Origin of the sequence: Natronorubrum sediminis (assembly GCF_900108095.1) — an archaeon.
GTDB classification, from domain to species: Archaea; Halobacteriota; Halobacteria; order Halobacteriales; family Natrialbaceae; genus Natronorubrum; species Natronorubrum sediminis.
Genome location: NZ_FNWL01000005.1, coordinates 43201 through 61175 on the forward strand (window position 1 = coordinate 43201; position 17975 = coordinate 61175).

11 protein-coding genes and 2 pseudogenes are annotated in these 17975 nt (G+C 56.5%); 3 read left to right on the forward strand and 10 right to left on the reverse strand.

From position 1 onward, the window contains the following. Window positions 1-869 precede the first annotated feature (869 nt). Window positions 870-1440 (forward strand): annotated as a pseudogene (locus BLW62_RS16605) (AAA family ATPase); the annotation flags it as partial. A 1055-nt stretch (window positions 1441-2495) separates the two neighbouring features. On the opposite strand, the pseudogene BLW62_RS19240 reads toward BLW62_RS16605, so the two are convergent. The 7 genes and pseudogenes from BLW62_RS19240 to BLW62_RS16640 form a co-directional block, all read right to left on the reverse strand. Further along, window positions 2496-3420: pseudogene (locus BLW62_RS19240) on the reverse strand (aldehyde dehydrogenase family protein). A 5-nt stretch (window positions 3421-3425) separates the two neighbouring features. After that, window positions 3426-3521: a hypothetical protein gene (locus BLW62_RS19245; RefSeq protein WP_394328165.1), complete on the reverse strand. Its 96-nt coding sequence runs from the start codon at window positions 3519-3521 to the stop codon at window positions 3426-3428. Between the two features lie 158 nt (window positions 3522-3679). After that, window positions 3680-4783 (reverse strand): zinc-binding dehydrogenase, encoded by a 1104-nt coding sequence (locus BLW62_RS16620; protein ID WP_090508163.1) that lies wholly within the window; start codon window positions 4781-4783, stop codon window positions 3680-3682. A gap of 209 nt (window positions 4784-4992) precedes the next feature. Continuing rightward, the gene (locus tag BLW62_RS16625) at window positions 4993-5565 is read right to left on the reverse strand and encodes a hypothetical protein (RefSeq protein WP_090508164.1); all 573 of its coding nucleotides are present in this window, start codon (window positions 5563-5565) and stop codon (window positions 4993-4995) included. A 60-nt stretch (window positions 5566-5625) separates the two neighbouring features. Beyond that, window positions 5626-7293, reverse strand: a complete 1668-nt coding sequence (locus BLW62_RS16630) for a sodium:solute symporter family protein (protein ID WP_245726739.1) — start codon at window positions 7291-7293, stop codon at window positions 5626-5628. Window positions 7294-7731: 438 nt separating this feature from the next. Beyond that, window positions 7732-9030 (reverse strand): histidinol dehydrogenase, encoded by a 1299-nt coding sequence (gene hisD, locus BLW62_RS16635; protein WP_090508165.1) that lies wholly within the window; start codon window positions 9028-9030, stop codon window positions 7732-7734. A gap of 68 nt (window positions 9031-9098) precedes the next feature. Beyond that, window positions 9099-9533 (reverse strand): universal stress protein, encoded by a 435-nt coding sequence (locus BLW62_RS16640; protein ID WP_090508166.1) that lies wholly within the window; start codon window positions 9531-9533, stop codon window positions 9099-9101. Between the two features lie 126 nt (window positions 9534-9659). Between BLW62_RS16640 and BLW62_RS16645 the strand changes: the two genes are divergently transcribed. Continuing rightward, window positions 9660-10433 carry an SDR family NAD(P)-dependent oxidoreductase gene (locus tag BLW62_RS16645; RefSeq protein ID WP_090508167.1) on the forward strand — a complete coding sequence of 258 codons (774 nt, stop codon included), beginning with the start codon at window positions 9660-9662 and terminating at the stop codon, window positions 10431-10433. 6 nt (window positions 10434-10439) lie between these two features. Here the strand turns inward: BLW62_RS16645 and BLW62_RS16650 are convergent, their stop codons facing one another. Next, window positions 10440-11201 (reverse strand): IclR family transcriptional regulator, encoded by a 762-nt coding sequence (locus BLW62_RS16650; RefSeq protein ID WP_090508168.1) that lies wholly within the window; start codon window positions 11199-11201, stop codon window positions 10440-10442. A gap of 533 nt (window positions 11202-11734) precedes the next feature. Then, window positions 11735-12994, reverse strand: a complete 1260-nt coding sequence (locus BLW62_RS16655; RefSeq protein ID WP_090508169.1) for an iron-containing alcohol dehydrogenase — start codon at window positions 12992-12994, stop codon at window positions 11735-11737. 567 nt (window positions 12995-13561) lie between these two features. On the opposite strand from BLW62_RS16655, the gene BLW62_RS16660 reads away from it, so the two are divergent. Beyond that, window positions 13562-16546 carry an FAD-binding and (Fe-S)-binding domain-containing protein gene (locus tag BLW62_RS16660; RefSeq protein WP_090508170.1) on the forward strand — a complete coding sequence of 995 codons (2985 nt, stop codon included), beginning with the start codon at window positions 13562-13564 and terminating at the stop codon, window positions 16544-16546. A gap of 693 nt (window positions 16547-17239) precedes the next feature. Here BLW62_RS16660 and BLW62_RS16665 read toward each other — a convergent pair. After that, on the reverse strand, window positions 17240-17959 hold the full coding sequence (locus BLW62_RS16665) for a protein sorting system archaetidylserine decarboxylase (RefSeq protein WP_090508171.1): 720 nt from the start codon (window positions 17957-17959) through the stop codon (window positions 17240-17242). Window positions 17960-17975: the final 16 nt, after the last annotated feature.

Genomic DNA, 17975 nt, shown 5'->3' on the forward strand with positions numbered 1-17975 from the left:
CCCAAGTATATCGTTTCAGTGTTATGAGAGACCAACATAACTAGCACAGCGGAAATTGACTGGGGCAATGGCCTTCGTTTCAATGCAGATGGTCTTCCAGCCAGTGGTATCAGTGATCGATGCACCCAGTGAGAGAAATAGACTCGAACACCGACCGACCGAGAGTACCCAAACGTCTTTCGACCGGAAGAAACGCTGCTTAAATTGGCGCTCGGTTCAGACCAACGACCGGTGGGGTGATGTTGAGTGTGAAATAGACAAAGAACGTATTTTTGACAGGGAGGGCACCGTGACGAGCCATAAATACAACCGGCTCAAAACGGAAACCATCCCACTGTAGGTTACAGGCACACGGGTGTAAAATTATAGAGATACAAACACATTTTACCGGTCGAGTAGTACACACTCTCAGTGACCGGTCGTAGCCAAAGACCGACGGAGAACCCACTTGTGGGTGCAAACTCGGTCGTGTCGCAGTGGATTACGGATCTCAGCTCTCGATGACGATCTAGTCGTGTACTGGAGTGGTGATGGCGACGAACAGTTGAGCACACCCCAACTCGCAACCCACGTTAACAGCAGATCCTCAAAACGGCCCTTGAGGACACAGAGATTGTCCCGAAAGACGGCGAAGTCGAAAACACGTACCGACTGCTGACTGACGACGGTTACATCTGAAGACTGTCTCCAAGAGTACCCCGTTCGAACGGTCTTCGAGGAACGAAACTGTGGCTGTCAAGAACGAGACACCGTTTGAAGCGAATCACTGGCAGTTATTCCGTAGAGACTTCGCTCTGATGCGTTCTCGTATGATACGGGAGTAAAATATTTTTGTGGGCAATGAAAACTAATCGACAGAGAAAGCGGGGCAAGATACGCCGCCACGGGCGACGCTCTACGCTAACAATATCAGTGGAATTGACGAAACGACGGTTACGTTCCGGCAGGAGTGACAGTCCTCGCCGAACGAAACGCGACGAATCGAACCTCGCTCCTACAGGCACTTATGCCGGCTCTCGGAAGTGACCAAGTCAGTCTCAAGGCCGACGCTACTGAAGGCGAAGTCAAACTTAAATTCGGTGAGGAACGCTACCGACGTTCGCTCGAGCGACGAAACGGTACGATCGTCACTGACGGCAACCCGTTCCTCGAAAAGTCAGAGTTTGTCGGACTTTTTTATTTCTCCTCGAATCGAACGAAGCCAGACAGGCTGTCAATCGTGGCGAGGGGCTTCGTGAACTGATTATGCGACCGGTCGATACCGACGCCATCAACGCAGAAATAGAACGCTGTAAACAGCGCAAGCAACAGATCGACGGGCAACTCGAGGAACGACTTCCCGACCTCGAGGCCAAACGAGCGCGTGTAGTCGACGAGATCGAAGCTCTCCGCGAGGAACTCGAGACGGCACAATCTAAACTCGAGCGAACGCGAGGTGACCAGGTTGGTTTTCGCACTCACGGGGTATTCCGTCCACGGCGTCTACGAGACGGTCCCGTTCATGCTGCTCGACTCGCTCGAGGCATCGAGGCGATCGACTCCGAACGCATCGCAAAGCTCATCGAGTACTTCGAATCGTACGTTCCCTATCTCGTCGTCGCACTGCTCGACGAGGACGCGCAAGCGGTCGACGTCGAGCACAACACTGTTTCGAAAATTGGATCGGCGTCGAACTCGTAATACCGATATAAGCCTGTTAGAATAGAACTGGGTTGGAATGTGCACTGACTCGATATCATTATGTGAAATCTATCTGTGATATCTTCACCAAACGGCGAATCTTTGTAATTGCGTTATGGTGATTGCTAAATCGACGTGGCTTACCTATCCTCGGCCAGTCAATTTCAGTGCTTTATCTTTTTAGAAACATGTTCGGCAGTGATCTGGCATCCGTGACGTCCGGGACAAAATCAAACCACGGTTCCCTAACGTGCAGCCACCAGGTGCTGGACGTAGTTGACGAGAAATACAACGCTCAAGACGTCAAGTTTCTCGTAGAGGCCTCGAACAAATGTACTCACCATAACAGTTTATATACCGTTTTGGACCTTTTATTCGGTTATTTGCTTGTTTTGTATCGATAACGACGTGTAGGAAGTAGTGTTCATCGTCGAGGGGGATTACGGTTTCGTTGATCACAATACGATCAGGGATACGTCAGTGTTTGGCTGAAACTTAGGTTTGAAAACCCAGGTATGGACCGGTGGTCTCGAGAAATTCACCCCCGATATACCAATATATGGACTATTATATAAAATAGATAATAGCTGGTACCCTCACTCAGTCTACCAACACTAGAACTACGTTAGTACATTCCGACACATATATCTAGGATCTTCACTCCTTCCACTGGATTTGGCCACCAGTCAGAATGATAGGGAACTCGACTGATTAGTAATCATATACTTCCGAATCGTCCTTGGGATTGATAGTGATGTTCTTCGTCTGAAGGTACGAATCAAGCGCCTCGAGGCCTTTTCTCGGCCGATTACTCTTTATTTGTAGCCGCCGAAAGATGTTTGCGAGGTGTCGCCGAACCATTTGTCGATGTAGACGTTTTCAGCCTCGAGTTGCTGTGCGAAACGGTGAGCGAGAGTGACGTCGCTCGTGAAGACGCCAGCGGTAAGTCCATAGATGGAGTCGTTGGCTATTTCGACGGCCTCGGCTTCGTCGTCGAAGATGCATACGGCCAAGACAGGTCCAAAAGCCACCTCGCAGGCGATACGCGCGTCGGGGCCAACATCGGTGAAGACTATCGGCTCGACGAGGAATCCGTCGCCGTCGCGCGCCGCGCCGTCACACCCTCTTCCGTTCCGTCTTCGATGTAACTTGTGATTCTCTCGAACTGTTCCTCGGACACGACAGGACTCATATCTAGATCATCGTGACCGGGACCGAGGTCAGTCGAGTCAGCGGTTGCAACGATCCTCTCGATGAGTTCGTCGTGCACGGACTCGTGGACGACGACACGGTCGACCGCCGAGCAGACCGGCCCGTGTTCGTGAAGATACCCGTAGTGATCCACTCCGCTGCGTTGTCGAGGTTCGCATCTGGAAAGACGGTTGCCGGGTTCTTCCCGCCTAACTCGAGCGTGACTGGCGTGACAGTCTCCGTAGCCGCTTTCATGATGTGCTGGTCGGTCGATACGCACCCCGCAAACGTAATCTGGTCGACCCTTTCTTGTTCGGTCAGTGCCCGACCCGTAGGGTCGCCAAAGCCCGGTGCAACATTGACGATACCGTCTGAAACGCCCGCATCTGTATAGAGTTCTGCCAGTCGAAGTGATGACAGCGGCGTTTGCTCGGCCGCCTTCACGAACCTCGCGTTGCCAGCGACGAGCGTCGGTGCAACGGTACGTACGAAGAGGTCTCCCGGGAAATTCCAGGCGTAATCTGAGCGCTGACGTTGTACAGTTCCCAAACGGTTTAGTCGACTTGATCCGTTTCAACGCGGATGCTCGCCCCTTCCAGTTTGTCCGACGCGCCCGCGTAATACTCGAAGTAATGGGCGGCGCCGATCATGTCGCTTTCCGTCTGGGAAATGGGCTTACCCTGATCGAGATCCTCGAGGGTGGCGATATCTCAATTTTTTCGTGGAACAGTTGGCCGACTTGATAAATGATGTGGCCGACGCCCATTCGGGAATCACATCCATCGTCTGCTCTCGAGCGCGAGACGAATCAGTCTGCGTGGGGATGCAGCGCCGCTCGAGTAATCTCGCGAGTGTCAGACTTGGCCAGCGCCTCCTCGGCGTCGAGAAGATCGTACTCAGCGTCGATCAAATCCTCGTAGGGGTAGTCGTCGCCGTGTTTGGACAAGAATTCGAGCGCCGTCTGGAGGTACCACGGCTGGTAGCGAATTGCCGTCGTTATATCGATTCCCTTGCGGGTCAACGTGCCGGTGTCGAACTCGGACATGATGCCAGGATTGACGTTTCCGACTTCGAGATAGCGTCCACCCTGGCGCAGCAGGTGAGGACCTTCAGCGAACGCCTGGGGGACGCCTGCGACCTCGACACCGACGTCCGCGCCGACGCCGTCGGTCAATTCTCGGACCCGCTTTGCGCGCTCCTCGACGGTTTCGTACTCGCGGAAATCGATCACGTGATCGACGCCGAACTCCCTCGCCCGTTCTATCCGACCGTCGACGCCTTCGACGACGATGGTTTTTGCGCCGCGTTCGCGCGCGATGGCGATCGTGTTGAGTCCGAGGCCGCCAGCTCCTTGGATCACGACCGTATCGTTCCAGTCGACGCCAACCTCGTCTACTCCGTAGAGCATTTGTGAGAGCGCACAGTTCGCCGCAGCTGCGACTTTCGGGTTCACGTCGGCGGGAACCTTGTAGAAGTATTGATTCGGATGGACAAAATAGTGCGTCGAGAACGTCCCGTGGAAGTGAGGGGGTTCCTCCGGCGGTTTCGACCAGTAGGTGTACGCGTTCTCACACAGGTTAAACTGACCCTCTTGGCATGGTGGACACCGCTGGCAGGTGAGGAAATACGCCGGTGCGATCGTGTCGCCTCTCTCGATCGGCTCGCCCGCGTAGTCAGTCGCCACACCCTCACCGAGTTCACTAACCCGACAGACCGCCTCGTGACCTAACACGCCGTCTTTCACTTCGGGGTGGTGGCCTCGCCAAATGTGCAGTTCCGAACCACAGACGTTCGCTTGCTCTATCTCAGTCAGCACTGTCCCGGGTTCCGGCTCCGGGACCTCGTATTCCTTAATCTCGAGTTGTTCGGGCTCCGATAGGTAGACGAGCTTTCCAGTGGGTCGTGTTCCCATACATCGATATTTTCATCTCACAGAATAAGTCTTCCGTCAATCGAAATCACGTACATCGAGTGATTTCTCCAGACGAACGTCTGAGCCCACGTTGGCGTGTCTGGAATCGAATCGAGACGTTTGCCGCTTCGTCGGTATCGGTTACCTGCTCGAGGCCAGCGAAGTGCTCGAGTTGACGTGCTAACTTCGAACAACACGGTCGCCGTATGCTACATGTGATGGAGGTAGAAGTCCTCGATAACGTCGATTTCTTCGACTTTCGCTGTCCTACCCGTCAGATCACTGACCGCGAGACTCTCCTCGGCAGATCCGAAGTCGATGACCCAGTATGGTGTGTAGACGAGTTCCAGGTCGTCGAGGGAGTACTCCGGCATCTCGGTTGCGCGGTGGAACCGTCCAACGTACTTGAACAACCACTCGCGCCAGATCGAGCGGACTTCGTCCTCGTCGATTTCCGGTTTGATGACGAGCGTTGGATCGATGTCAATCGTGTTCCGATTCGGTAATTCGACGTCGATTTCGCCCGGTTTTCCGGTGATAGCGTCGACGCCGGCGAGAAATTTCAGCTGTTTTTCTCCGCCCACGGTTTTTCTGATCGTTGCACTCGTGTACGCGATGTAGTCAGGGTAGTAGACGGCTCGAACGTCGAAATCTTCTGTTTCAGTCCCCCAGCCGAAGTAATCGCCAAGCCACGCGTAGACGTAGTTTTTCGCGCTCAGATTTCGAGTCCGCTCAACCGCAGACTCCTCGTCGAATCGCGCTTCGAACGCGGTAATCTCCATACTTACAACGATGGTAACCTATCAGTGAAAAACGCTCCGTCGAAAAGCGCGTCGGCGGCGTTAGTCGTCGCTCTCGGAAGTGCTGGCTGGACCGGGCGCACCGGTGTCGGTGTCGTAACGGGCATCGTCGATGAGACGCTGTTCAGCCGAGAACACCTCCTCTAAGTGCTCATCACCCGGTGGCTCGGTGAAGAAGCTCACCACGACAGTCGTAACGACGCTAACGATAAACCCGATGCCAGTCGAAGCATACGGGTTCTCGTTTAGCGGCCAAACGCCCTCGGTGACGCCGAATTGTGGACCGAGATGGATGAAGAAATACACAGTGAAGCCCACGATGATCGCCGCGTAGGCCGCGTGTTTCGTCGCCCGTCGCCAGAGCAGCCCGATCAAATACGGTCCGCCGAACGACGAGATTATACCACCGATCCCGGTCCACATGAAGACGACTAAATATTCAGGTGGCGTGATTACTGCGGCGACGGCGACGAAGACGATGAATATCGTCGAGACGCGCGAGATCAACAACGAGCGTTGTTGGACCGCTTCCGACTCGGGGTCGCCACCCTTCCACGGCACGTACGATTTTCGGTAGAGGTCGTTCGCGAAGATTTGCGAGATCGAGATTACGAGCCCGTCAGACGTCGAGATGATCGCACTCAGGATTACGATCCCCAGGAAGGCTGCCATGATCGGATGGAGGTTCTCGACGAAGAGCGTCGGGATGATTGCATCGGGGTCGGAAACTTCGATACCCTGTGCAGCACCCAGGATTCCGCCCAGGTACATAACCGGGAGGAAGATACCGACGAACGACGTTGCAAGTAGGAACCGGCGCATGTACCGGTTGCTCTTGATTGCGAAGAACTTGTTACCAAGATGAGGCTGAGCGGTGAAGCCAATGTGTGCGATCATCAACAGGAGGATCGCCCACCAACCGGTGAAATACGGATTATCCGAGTCCGTATGTTGATCCCACTGCTGACCACTCTCGAGGGCAGCATTGACCGAACTCATGCCGCCGTCGATCCCCCACCCGATAACGAACATAATCATAACCAACACGGCGATTCCGATCATGATTGCGCCCTGAACAGCGTCCGTTAGAATGTCCGCGTGGGACCCACCCGCCGCCAGGTAGACCAGTAGCAGTAAACCGGCTACCCAGATTCCGACGACGTACTCGACACCGAGGATAACTTCGAACATCCATCCGGCCGCAGAAATCTGCGCCATAGCGTAGAAGATCAGGAACAACGATAGTACTGCGGTGATCACTCGGAGTCCCGGACTCTGGAATCGATCGCCAATGAGGTCTGGGACCGACTGCGAGTTGAATCGGTCACTGACTTTCTTGCTTACACGGGCAATGATGATCGCCCCGATGAACACACCGATGGGGTAGATAAGCGCGTAGTAGCCCGCCATGAACCCCATGTCGTATCCCATTCCGGGGATGCTCATGAACGTCGCGCCGCTTGCGACCGTTGCAGCGTACGCAAGCGCCAGGGCCAAGAAACCGAACCCGCCTCGAGCCGTCGCGTACTCGTCTTGGGAACTCGTCGCGTTCCGTCCACCTTCGACTCGTTGATACCCGATGTATCCGAGTCCGAGGATGAGAATGAGATACGCAGCGAGGAATATCCAGCCCCACGTGATGACGGAACCGTGATCGAGTTCGTCCCCCGCCTGCATGACGACCTCGCCAACGAGTAGTTCCGGTCCCATCAGTTACCACCAGCCTGTTGAGGGGGCTCTTCCGTCTGTGGCGATTCTTCACCATTTTGCCCCATTTGGTTTACCTCTCGTTGCTCGAGCCACTCTTCTATGTAAAACACCCACACTATCGCAAAAATGACGAACAATACTGAGGTTGCTGCCAGCACTTGTAATACGTTCATGCGTGTTACAGACAATCATGATGATCTATGCAGTATAATAATTATGGGTTTTTTCGTAGTGTCCGTTTGACGAGTAATACTCGGGACGGTAATTTTACTCCGTCCGATCACTACGCCGACTTCTCGAGGGAGTATTACTATCGAAGGTGCGTGATATCGTCCATAGAAACCGACTCGAACCGCGCTCCAATAGCGCCCCAGCCGTCCGGCTTCTCGTTGTGAATTTCCGTTTCGCTCCGGGGACGTCGTCGAGACGAGTGAACCGTTATTCGCCGGGTCCGTACTTCGGACTGATATCGTCGCGGAGTCGTGCTTCGGCCGAGAGCTGATGAGCGTGAGTCCCCTCGAGTTCGCAGATTTTGGCAGCCCACGGAGCGATCCGTGCCGCACCCTCTTCGGTTGCCTCCTGATGGGTGAGCACCTTCAAGTACGTATTGACCGTAATGCCGCTGCTGTAGCGGGCGACCTCCAACGTCGGGAGACTGTGGTTCGTTCCCACGGCCTTGTCGCCGAAGACGACCGGAGAGTAGTCGCCGAGGAACAGTGACCCGTAGTTGTGGAGGTCGTCAACGATCGAGCGCGGTTCGTCGATCATAACCTGTAGGTGCTCGATTGCGTACTCGTTGGCGACGTCTACGGCGTCGGACATCGTCTCAGCGACGAGGACTTCGCCGTTATTCTCCCAGCACTCCCGGGCAACGTCTTCGGTTCGAAGCTGCGTCGCCTGTTCGTCGAACGTTTCGATGGTCGCCTCGGCGATATCGCGATCGGTCGAGACAAGGATCGGCCGCGAGTTGGGGTCGTGTTCGGCTTGGGCGAGTAGATCCGTCGCGACGAGGTCGACGTCGGCCGTCTCGTCGGTCAAGATAAGGACTTCGGAGGGACCGGCGAGGAAGTCGATTCCCACGTGGCCGAAGACCTGGCGCTTGGCTTCGGTCACGAAGACGTTGCCCGGGCCTGTAACCTTCGCAACGCTCGGGACGGACTCCGTCCCGTAAGCCATCGCAGCGATTGCCTGTGCGCCGCCGATGCTGTAAATCTCGTCCGCACCAGATCGGTCCATCGCGTACAGTTGGGCCGGCTGGATCCCCCCGTCCGCCTGGGGTGGTGCACAGGTAACGATTCGATCGACACCAGCGACCGTCGCCGGTACGATGGACATTGCCGGGGCAGCGACGAGTGGGTGGCGTCCGCCCGGAACGTACGTGCCAACCGACTCAACTGGAACGACTCGCTGTCCGAGGCGGACGCCCTCTTCGAACTCCTTCTCGAAGCCCGAAATGTGTTCGCGCTGTTCCGTGTGGAACGCGCGAACGTTCTCGATCGTCTTATCGATCGTTTCTTTCTCCGAATCGGTTAGTTCATCGGTCGCGTTTTCAATTTCGGTCTCAGAGACTCGAAATTCCTCGAGTTCGACGTCGTCGAACCGTTCGGTGTATTCGTGGAGGGCATCGTCACCGCGCTCGTTGACTTCCGAAAGGATGTCGTGGACCGCATCCGTTACGTCCTGTTCGATTCCGATAGAGACGTCTTCAGCCTCCTTGAGATACTCGATAGTACTCATATGCGTACGACTACCAATATCGTTTCCAGTGCATAAATCGTGGGGTCTACCGACTCACTGCCGAGGAGTCAGTCATTTCGGGGAACACAGTGAACGGGCACAGGGCTGAGTCGCAGAACCTTTTCCGTCGTGCTCCCGAGTAGGACGCGGTCGAAGCCCGAACGACCGTGGGTTCCCATGACGATCAAATCCACTCCGTTCGACTCCGCGTACTCGATAATTTGCTCGTGGGGAACCCCCGAGAGCACGGCCGACGAGAGCGTAACTCCCGCGTCGTCAGCCGCCGACTCGAGCATTTCGAACGACCGTGAACCGGCCTCTCGAAGTTGGTTCTGTATGGATTCACGTTCGATGTCGTTCGGGAGACCCGCGTAGGTGGTTTGATCGACTACGAACACCGTGTGAAGTGGCGCGTCGTACGTCTGTGCCAGGTCTACGGCATGATCGATTCCCTGTTTGGACAGGTCGCTGCCGTCGGTGGGAAAGAGAATTGTGTCGTACATCCGACCCCAATATTCGAGAGACGATATATTATAACTACGCGTTCATTCCGTCTCTTGGGAGAAAACGCATCCGCAGAACCACAATCTGGACGAACAGTTATTGTCCGGGCCAAGAAACGAACGATCATGCACGAGGGCAGAACGATCATCGTCACCGGTTCGAGCGGCGGAATCGGCCGAGAGATCGCGCTACGGTTACTCGACGAGGGAGCGAACGTCGTTCTCGCAGCACGAAGCGATGGCATCGAGGAGACGGCGACCCTAGCCGATGCAGACGACCGCGCCCTACCGTATCGAACGGATGTGACTGACGAGACGGCAGTCGAAAGTGTAATCGATAAGACGATCACCGCGTTCGGTGGACTCGACGGCGTCGTGAACAACGCCGGTATTGCCGGGCCGACCGCTCCCGTTACCGAGATCGACGCGAGCGATTGGAATCGGACGATGGCGGTCAATGCGATGGGGCCGTTCTTCGTGGCGAAGCACGCGACGCCCCACCTCGTCGAGAGCGAGCGAGCGAGCATCGTGAACATCTCTTCGATCAGCGGGAAACGTCCCCTCGAGAACCGAACGCCGTACACAGCGTCGAAAATGGCGGTGATAGGACTCACACGCACACTCGCGTTCGAGTTGGGGGACGACGACGTGACGGTGAATGCAGTTTGTCCGGGACCGACCGCCGGTCCGCGAATCGAACGGGTTATCGAAAATCAGGCCGAACAACGTGGACTCTCGTACGAAGAGGCGAAGCGAGCGGTATTCGCGGACGACGCTGCGCTGGGTGAACTGGTCGATCCGGAAGACGTCGCTGAAGCGGTGTCATTTCTGCTCGGGCCGAACGCTCGACAGATTACTGCTCAAGATATCAACGTTGATGGTGGAACAGTTTGGTACTAACTGACTCTACCGACTCGCGAGGCTCAGTTCGATCGCGTTCGCCGCCCCCGTCACAATTTCGGGGAGTTCCTGTCGAAATCGCTCCCCGCGAAACCGATTCTCCGGACCGGAAACGGCAATCGACCCGAGAAGTTGTTCTTCGTGGACGATGGGGCTGCCGACGGCTCTGAAACCCTCGAACGTTTCCCCGTCGTTCAGGGCATAGCCACGGTCTCGGACGATTTCGAGTTCCTCGAGTAGCTCGTCGACATCGGTAATCGAACGGTCGGTTACCTTCTCCAGAGAGTTGGTCTCGACTATTTTTCGGACGGACGACTCCGGAGTGTGAGCGAGAATTGCCTTACCAGCCGCGATATTATGCAGTGGAACGCGCTTACCGATTTCACCGTACGGTTGGACCGCTCGTTCGCCCATCGCCTTCTCGAGGTAGACGCCCTTGCCGTGCTCCTCGACCATCAGCCAGACGATTTCGCCGGTTTCCTTCGCCAATTGCTCCATCGATGGCATGGCGACGTCGGCGAGTTCGATCCGGTTTTTCGCCTGGATGCCGTAGTGAAGACACTTCAATCCAACTCGGTACGTTCCCTCGCTCTTTATGAGAAATTCGTGTTCGACGAGCGTGGTCAGATGATCGTGGGCAGTGCTTTTCGCAATCCCTCGTTCTGAAGCGATTTCCGTTACACCCGCACCATCGAGTTCGTGAACCGCGTTTAGTACACCAAACAGATTGTCGGCCGATTTAACGGTCTGGGTTCGGTCGTTCGCCATCGCCCGAGTAATCGACGGTGATTCGCATAAGTACCGTGATCAACTAAAAACCGAAACGGGTTCGGTATTGGCGAACGGACGTTCCGGGGGGACTAAAAGAAGGGAGTACGAACCGGATCAAAAGCCAGCGGCGTTCGGTAACACGGAACGCGAAACTAACAGAATCTTCCTACAAGGTATTATAGGAAGGTTTTATTTCACCGGTGGAAAGAAGAAATATGGCCACACGTAGAAAAGCATTACACAAATAATACTGTAATGCCTTTGCTATCCGGTAACAGCGAACAATCAACGGATGACGATCCGTAGATTGACATCGGTTGTAGAAGTCGAGCCGGGTTGAAAGATAAAGTAACTGATTATACATTTCTCATGACTATTTAGTTTAGTATCTCCGTGGCTGTTGTTCGTTTAGTAGCTAATTCGGCCACTGTGTATTCTGGTTATATCAACCTTATTATTATTCTCGTAAACTGTAAGAAGGGACCGACAGCATCAATCCCGAGTAAGTGTCCAATAATAGAGAGAAGGAGTTATTCGACGCTGGAGTTCGTGTTTGACCGCCGGGAGCTATCCGGATCTAACGACCCACCGTAAAGGTCGATATAGAGACCCTCGATTTCGTCTTTCGTTGGCTTCCTCGGATTGTTGGCAGGAGATCCGGACTCGATTGCATCTTGAGCCATCTTCGGAACGACTTCCCTGTACGCCTCTCGACCAGGAACTTCACCGAAGTCCTCGAGGTACGACGCGAGTTCGACGTCCGTACACAGTTCGAAAACGGCGTCGCTGGCTTTTCTCGCAGCCACTTGATCCGGGTCGGCGTCATCAGCAACGTCGAATAGGCGGGCAATTTCCGCGAACTTTTCCGGTGCGGCCATCGCGGAAAACTCCATCACGTACGGGAGCAAAAGTGCGTTGGCGAGTCCGTGTGGAATGTGAAGTTGTGCTCCCAGCGGCCGGGCCATGCCGTGTACCAGGGCGACGGACGAGTTGGTGAACGCCTGTCCTGCTTGGAGTTGTCCGATCATCATCTCCGTGCGAGCTTCGATGTTCTCTCCGTTGGCCCACGCTTTCGGGAACCACGTCGCTATTCGTCGGATCGCCGAGCGAGCGTAGTCGTCCGAAACGCCATGAGATTTGACCGAAACAAACGCTTCGATAGCGTGCGTGAGAGCATCGATCCCGGTGAACGCCGTGTGATTCTGTGGCAGTGAGACCGTGAGTTCGGGATCTTCAATCGCGACGTCTGGGACGACGTGCTCGGAGACCACCAGGAATTTAGTCGACGTTTCGCTATCGGTGACGACGATCGATCTAGTGGCTTCGCTTCCGGTACCAGCGGTGGTATTGACGGATACGAGCGGTGGAATCGGATTCGGGACACCCTCGTATCCTGCTTCGTCGACGGCGAACTCTCGAATCGACCCGTCGTTCGTCGCCAAGACGCCGACGGCTTTGCCCGTGTCGATGGAAGAACCACCGCCTATCGTGACGATAACGTCACAGTCTTGGGCCTCCCAGCGAGCGTGGGCTTCCTCCACGTTCGTTACGGTCGGGTCCGGCCTGACATCTGTGTAAGTGACCGTCTCGATACCGGCATCATTGAGGTTCTCGAGGACTTGTTCGCCGTGAATATCGAATATTTGTTTCGTTGCGATAACGAGCGCTTTGCTCCCGTGGAGCGTCGCGTACTCACCAACGTTCGTGACGGCTTCGCGTCCGAGCACAATTGTCGGTGGTGAGACGACGACGCGCGTTCCGTGAGCTGGCGTGGGATATTCGGGTTGCATGGATTACGGTAGGTGATTTGCGACGCCGATACGAACGTACCGGTCGGCGGTGCGTGTGGAACGATGAGAGCCGAGAAGAAATAATCGACGCTCGAAACGACGACGTGAATGACGAGCGTCGGGACCCCTCGAGCACGATAGAGCGGGCGAACGAGTCCAATTGCGAAGGAGTCCAATATCGTGAGGATAGTCGGTGAGTATCCGACTGAGTACGGTCGAGAATACGATGTTCTGCTAGTGAAATTATTTGGCGGCTGCAACAGCGCTCCCTTCACAGCCAGCACGAAATGCGAAAGCGCACACCCAACAGCGAGGCACAGCCGACACGGTGTTCTTACTGAGTTCGATCACGTTCACCGGCCGCTGGGGTTCGCTGACGAATAACCGTATACACCATGATTCTGTCACATTATATCTTGGTCTGGGTACTCTCGTCCGTTCGCTATTCGAAACGACTGTGGTCTACGGAGGAGGCCGTTTGCGTCGACGACAGAGTAGTCCGTCACCAGTCTTCAATATGAGACCAACAACAGTGTTTATAATGATCGATGTTCGAGGATACCGACGATGGCCGTCGAAAAGCCCCGGGACGACCGAAGTAGCTACGAGGCGTTTCGAAGTGTGCTCGAGAACGACTACGATGACGTCAGCGAATACGCCGATCTAGCGAACGATCTTCGATCTGCTGTCGAGGGAGAGGTTCGATTCGACGAGTACGCACAGGTGCTGTACTCGAGTGACGGGAGCATTTACCAGGCTCGACCCGCGGGTGCTGTTCTTCCGAGGGACGCGAAGGACGTTCGCAATGCCCTCCGCGTCGCGAACGAACACGAGGTGCCCGTTATCGCTCGCGGGGCAGGTTCATCCCTCGGCGGTCAGGCGGTGGGTCCGGGATGCGTCGTTCTCGATATGACGACGTACATGGACGAGATTCTCGAGGTCGACGTCGAACGGCGACGAGCGCGCGTCCAACCGGGGGTCGTTCAGGATCACTTCGACGACCGTGTCGCCCAGCATGGACTGCAGTTCGCCCCGGATCCGGCTTCCTCGAACCGCGCCACGATCGGGGGCGGCATCGGAAACAACTCGACTGGAGCCCACTCCGTTCGATACGGTATCACCGACGCCTACACCGAGGAGTTGAAAGTCGTCCTCGCCAACGGCGAGTTGATCCACACGCGAGAAATCGAACTCGACTCTGCGGAGTACGAGAGAATCGTGGCGAAGGACGACCGTGAAGCGAGCATTTACGAAACCGTTCGATCGATCGTCGAGGAGAACGAAGACGAGATCAAGGCCCGCTATCCGGACCTCAAGCGCAACGTCTCCGGTTACAATCTCAACAAGGTACTCTACGAGAACGAGGCGGGTCAGGAGATCATCAACCTCTCGAAGCTCTTCGTCGGCGCAGAGTCGACGCTCGGCGTCGTCGTGGAAGCAGAAATTAGTCTCGTCACGCTCCCCGAAGAGACTGCACTCGTCCTCTACTGTTTCGAGGACCTGATCGACGCGCTGAAGGCCGTTCCCGAGGCCCTCGAGTTCGATCCCAGCGCTGTCGAGTTGATGGACGACGAGGTGTTCAGACTCGCGCGCGAATCCGAGCAATTCTCCCGGTACGAGGAACCGATCCCCGACGAGACGAACGCGGCGTTGATGGTGGAGTACGATTCTGAACTCCACGACGATTTCACGGAAGCGATCGAACGGACGACCACCCACTTCGTCGATGACGGCGATGCGTTCGACGCGATCGAAGCGTACAGCGAGGACGATCAGGAGGACATCTGGAAGCTTCGGAAGGCAGCGATTCCGCTGTTGATGGGCCTCGAGGGCGATCCGAAGCCCTACCCGTTTATCGAGGACGCGACGGTTCCGCCGTCGGAACTCGCAGCGTACGTCGAGACGTTCATGGAGGTCCTCGACGACCACGAAACGTCGGCCGCTTACTTCGCCCACGCGGGCAGCGGGACGCTTCACATTCGACCGATCCTCAATCTCAAGGAAGACGACGGTATCCAGACGATGCAGTCGATCACCGAGGACGTGACCGACCTCGTTTTAGCGCACGAAGGGTCGTTTTCGGGCGAACACGGGGACGGGCTCGCGAGAACGGCGTTCAACCCGAAGATGTACGGCGAAGACCTCTGGAGTGCGTTTCAGGGCGTCAAATCGGCCTTCGACCCCGACTGGCGGATGAATCCGGGGAAGGTCGTCTACACCGACGACAATCCCACTGATATGCGAGAAAGCCTCCGGTACGGGGAGGGATACAGCTCGATCGAGCCACAGACGAAATTGGATTTCTCGGACGAGGGCGGGTTCTCGCACCTGGTCGAGTTGTGTAACGGCTGTGGCACCTGTCGCCAGACCGATGACGTGATGTGTCCCACGTACCGGGGGATGAAAGACGAGATTGCGACGACCCGTGGTCGCGCGAACATGCTTCGCGCCGCGATTTCCGGTGATCTTCCCGAGGAAGAGCTGTATTCGAAGCGCTTCCAGGAGGAAGTACTGGATCTCTGTGTCGGCTGTAAAGGCTGCAAAAACGACTGTCCGACCGGCGTCGACGTCGCGAAACTCAAAGCCGAGACGAAGTATCAGTATCACGAACGCGAAGGGATCGGGCTGCGAGAGCGGCTGTTCGGCAACATCGATACGCTCTCGAGACTCGGGAGCTCGGTCGCGCCGCTCACAAACGTCGGCCAGAAGATTCCAGGGAGCCGGCTGGTAATGGAGAAGGTAGCCGGGATTGCACCAGAACGCGAACTCCCCTCCTTCCAGCGGGAAACGCTCCAGAAATGGTACGCTAAACGCGGGTCGCGCGTGAGCGCGGCGGAAGCCGATCGAAAGGTGGTGTTGTTCCCCGATACGTATACGAATTACAGCTCCCCTCGAGCCGGAAAAGCCACCATCGCGGTACTCGAGTCCGCAGGCGTCCACGTCGACATACCGCGAGATATCGCCCCGAGTGCGCGCGCAGCGTACTCGGTGGGCATGCTCGACGCGGCCGAAGAGCGGGCCCGACAGAACGTCGACGTGTTTTCTGCGTACATAGAGGAGGGGTACGACATCGTCGCTATCGAACCGTCCGACGCCGTCGCGTTTCAGGACGAGTACCTCGATTTGCTACCCACAGCGGACGCGAAAACGGTTGCAACGCACGCCTACGGCATCAGTGAGTACCTGGATACCTACCGACTCGTCGAGCAATTACCGCTCGAGGAGACGGACGAGACGCTCTCCTACCACGGGCACTGCCACCAGAAGGCGACCGGAAAAGATCACCACGCCGTCGGCGTCCTCCGGCGTGCCGGCTACGAAGTCGACCCGATCGAGTCCAGTTGCTGTGGAATGGCCGGATCGTTCGGGTACGAAGCCGAACACTACGATCTCTCGAAAGCGATCGGTGAACGGCTCTACGAGAAATTAGACGAGAGTGGCGGCACCCCGGTCGCCCCAGGTGCATCCTGTCGGAGCCAGATACGCGATCGGGAGACTCGAGCGGAAACGCCCCCGCACCCGATCGAAAAGGTACACGAACGGCTCTCTTGAACGGACAGCGACCTCGGCGGGCAAGGAGCCGACAGTTCGAACGTTCACGGTGACGAATCGTCCGTCGGTACCCGGTAGAATTTTCTACACACATAATCAACCGCCAATATTTGACGATCACGACGAGAGTTCTGTCGGGAATCGTAATCTATCCTCGAGAAGATTCAGTAGAACGTTCAACAGAGCCGTACGAGCGTCGGTGCGTACACAACGTCGATACACGGACTAAGACAGTCGGACGGGGAGTCGTTCGATGACGAGCGACCGATAACCGGTTCGAGTGTCTCACCGTCGGCGAATCGCTCGAGCACGCCGTACTGGTGCTCAGCACTCTAAGAGAGTATAGACATCGTCAGAAGCAGAAAAAAGCGTTCGGAGGAACTGTTGCTTATTCCCTCGAGAATGCTGACACCGGCGCGTCGGCCAGAATACCACCGAGTCGCTACTACGAATTTGAGTGATTAGTTCTAATGGTCATTGCTGGATCGAGCGCGCGTTTTCGGACGTAGACAGCGTTGAAAACACACACCTCGCTCGGCCACCCGTCTCTGTACACCCTCACCCGACTCTGAACCCCACCTTCGGTAGTCGTATTTCCACCGTGATGAAATATGTGCGAAAAAAGCGGCTGGCGATGCTATCGGCCGGTGTACTCTCGACTCCGGCGATCCTCGAGCCCCGAACGAGCCGTTGTTATCGGAGTTCGATCTCCCCGCCGACCGGAGCCTCGAGCACCACCGTCTCCCCGGCCGTCATCGAATCGCCCACCTCAACGGCGACGTCCTCGAGTTCCACCGAAGGCGGAAACAGGACATCCACTCGACTGCCGAAGGCGATGTGGCCGATTCGGTCGCCTCGCTCGAGTTCGTCGTCGCGCTCGGCGTAGGGGTGAATGCGACGAGCGAACGCCCCCGCGATCATCGTCACCGTCGCGTCGCTCCCCGATTCGTCGAGTTGTGCGTGTGAGTCGGCGTCGCCAGAACGTGTCGATGTCGATGCGCTCGAACTCGAGTCACTGGCCGTCTCGAGGTCGGCGTCCGTCTCCAGTCGGATGTGGACGCGTTCGTTCCGATCCGACTCCTTCGAGAACGCCGGACGGTTCGCGCCGGAGACGTGTTCGACGTCGGTCACGGTCCCATCGAAGGGGGCTCGGACGACGTGGACGTGCCAGACGTTCATGAAGATGCCGAGGCGGACGCGCTCACCTTCCTCGCGGAGGACGGAGACATTGCCATCGGCCGGCGAGACGACGCCCGTCGGCGGTGGCGTCCGGTCAGGATCGCGAAAGAACGCGAGCGTCCCGACACCGACGGCGAGCGCGACGAGACTCGCACTCACGCTAATGAGAAACGCGAACGGCGCAGCGAGGAGGGGCACCAGCGCGTACTTCCAGGCACCCGGCGCGAAGTTCATACCGAAACCCACGCGG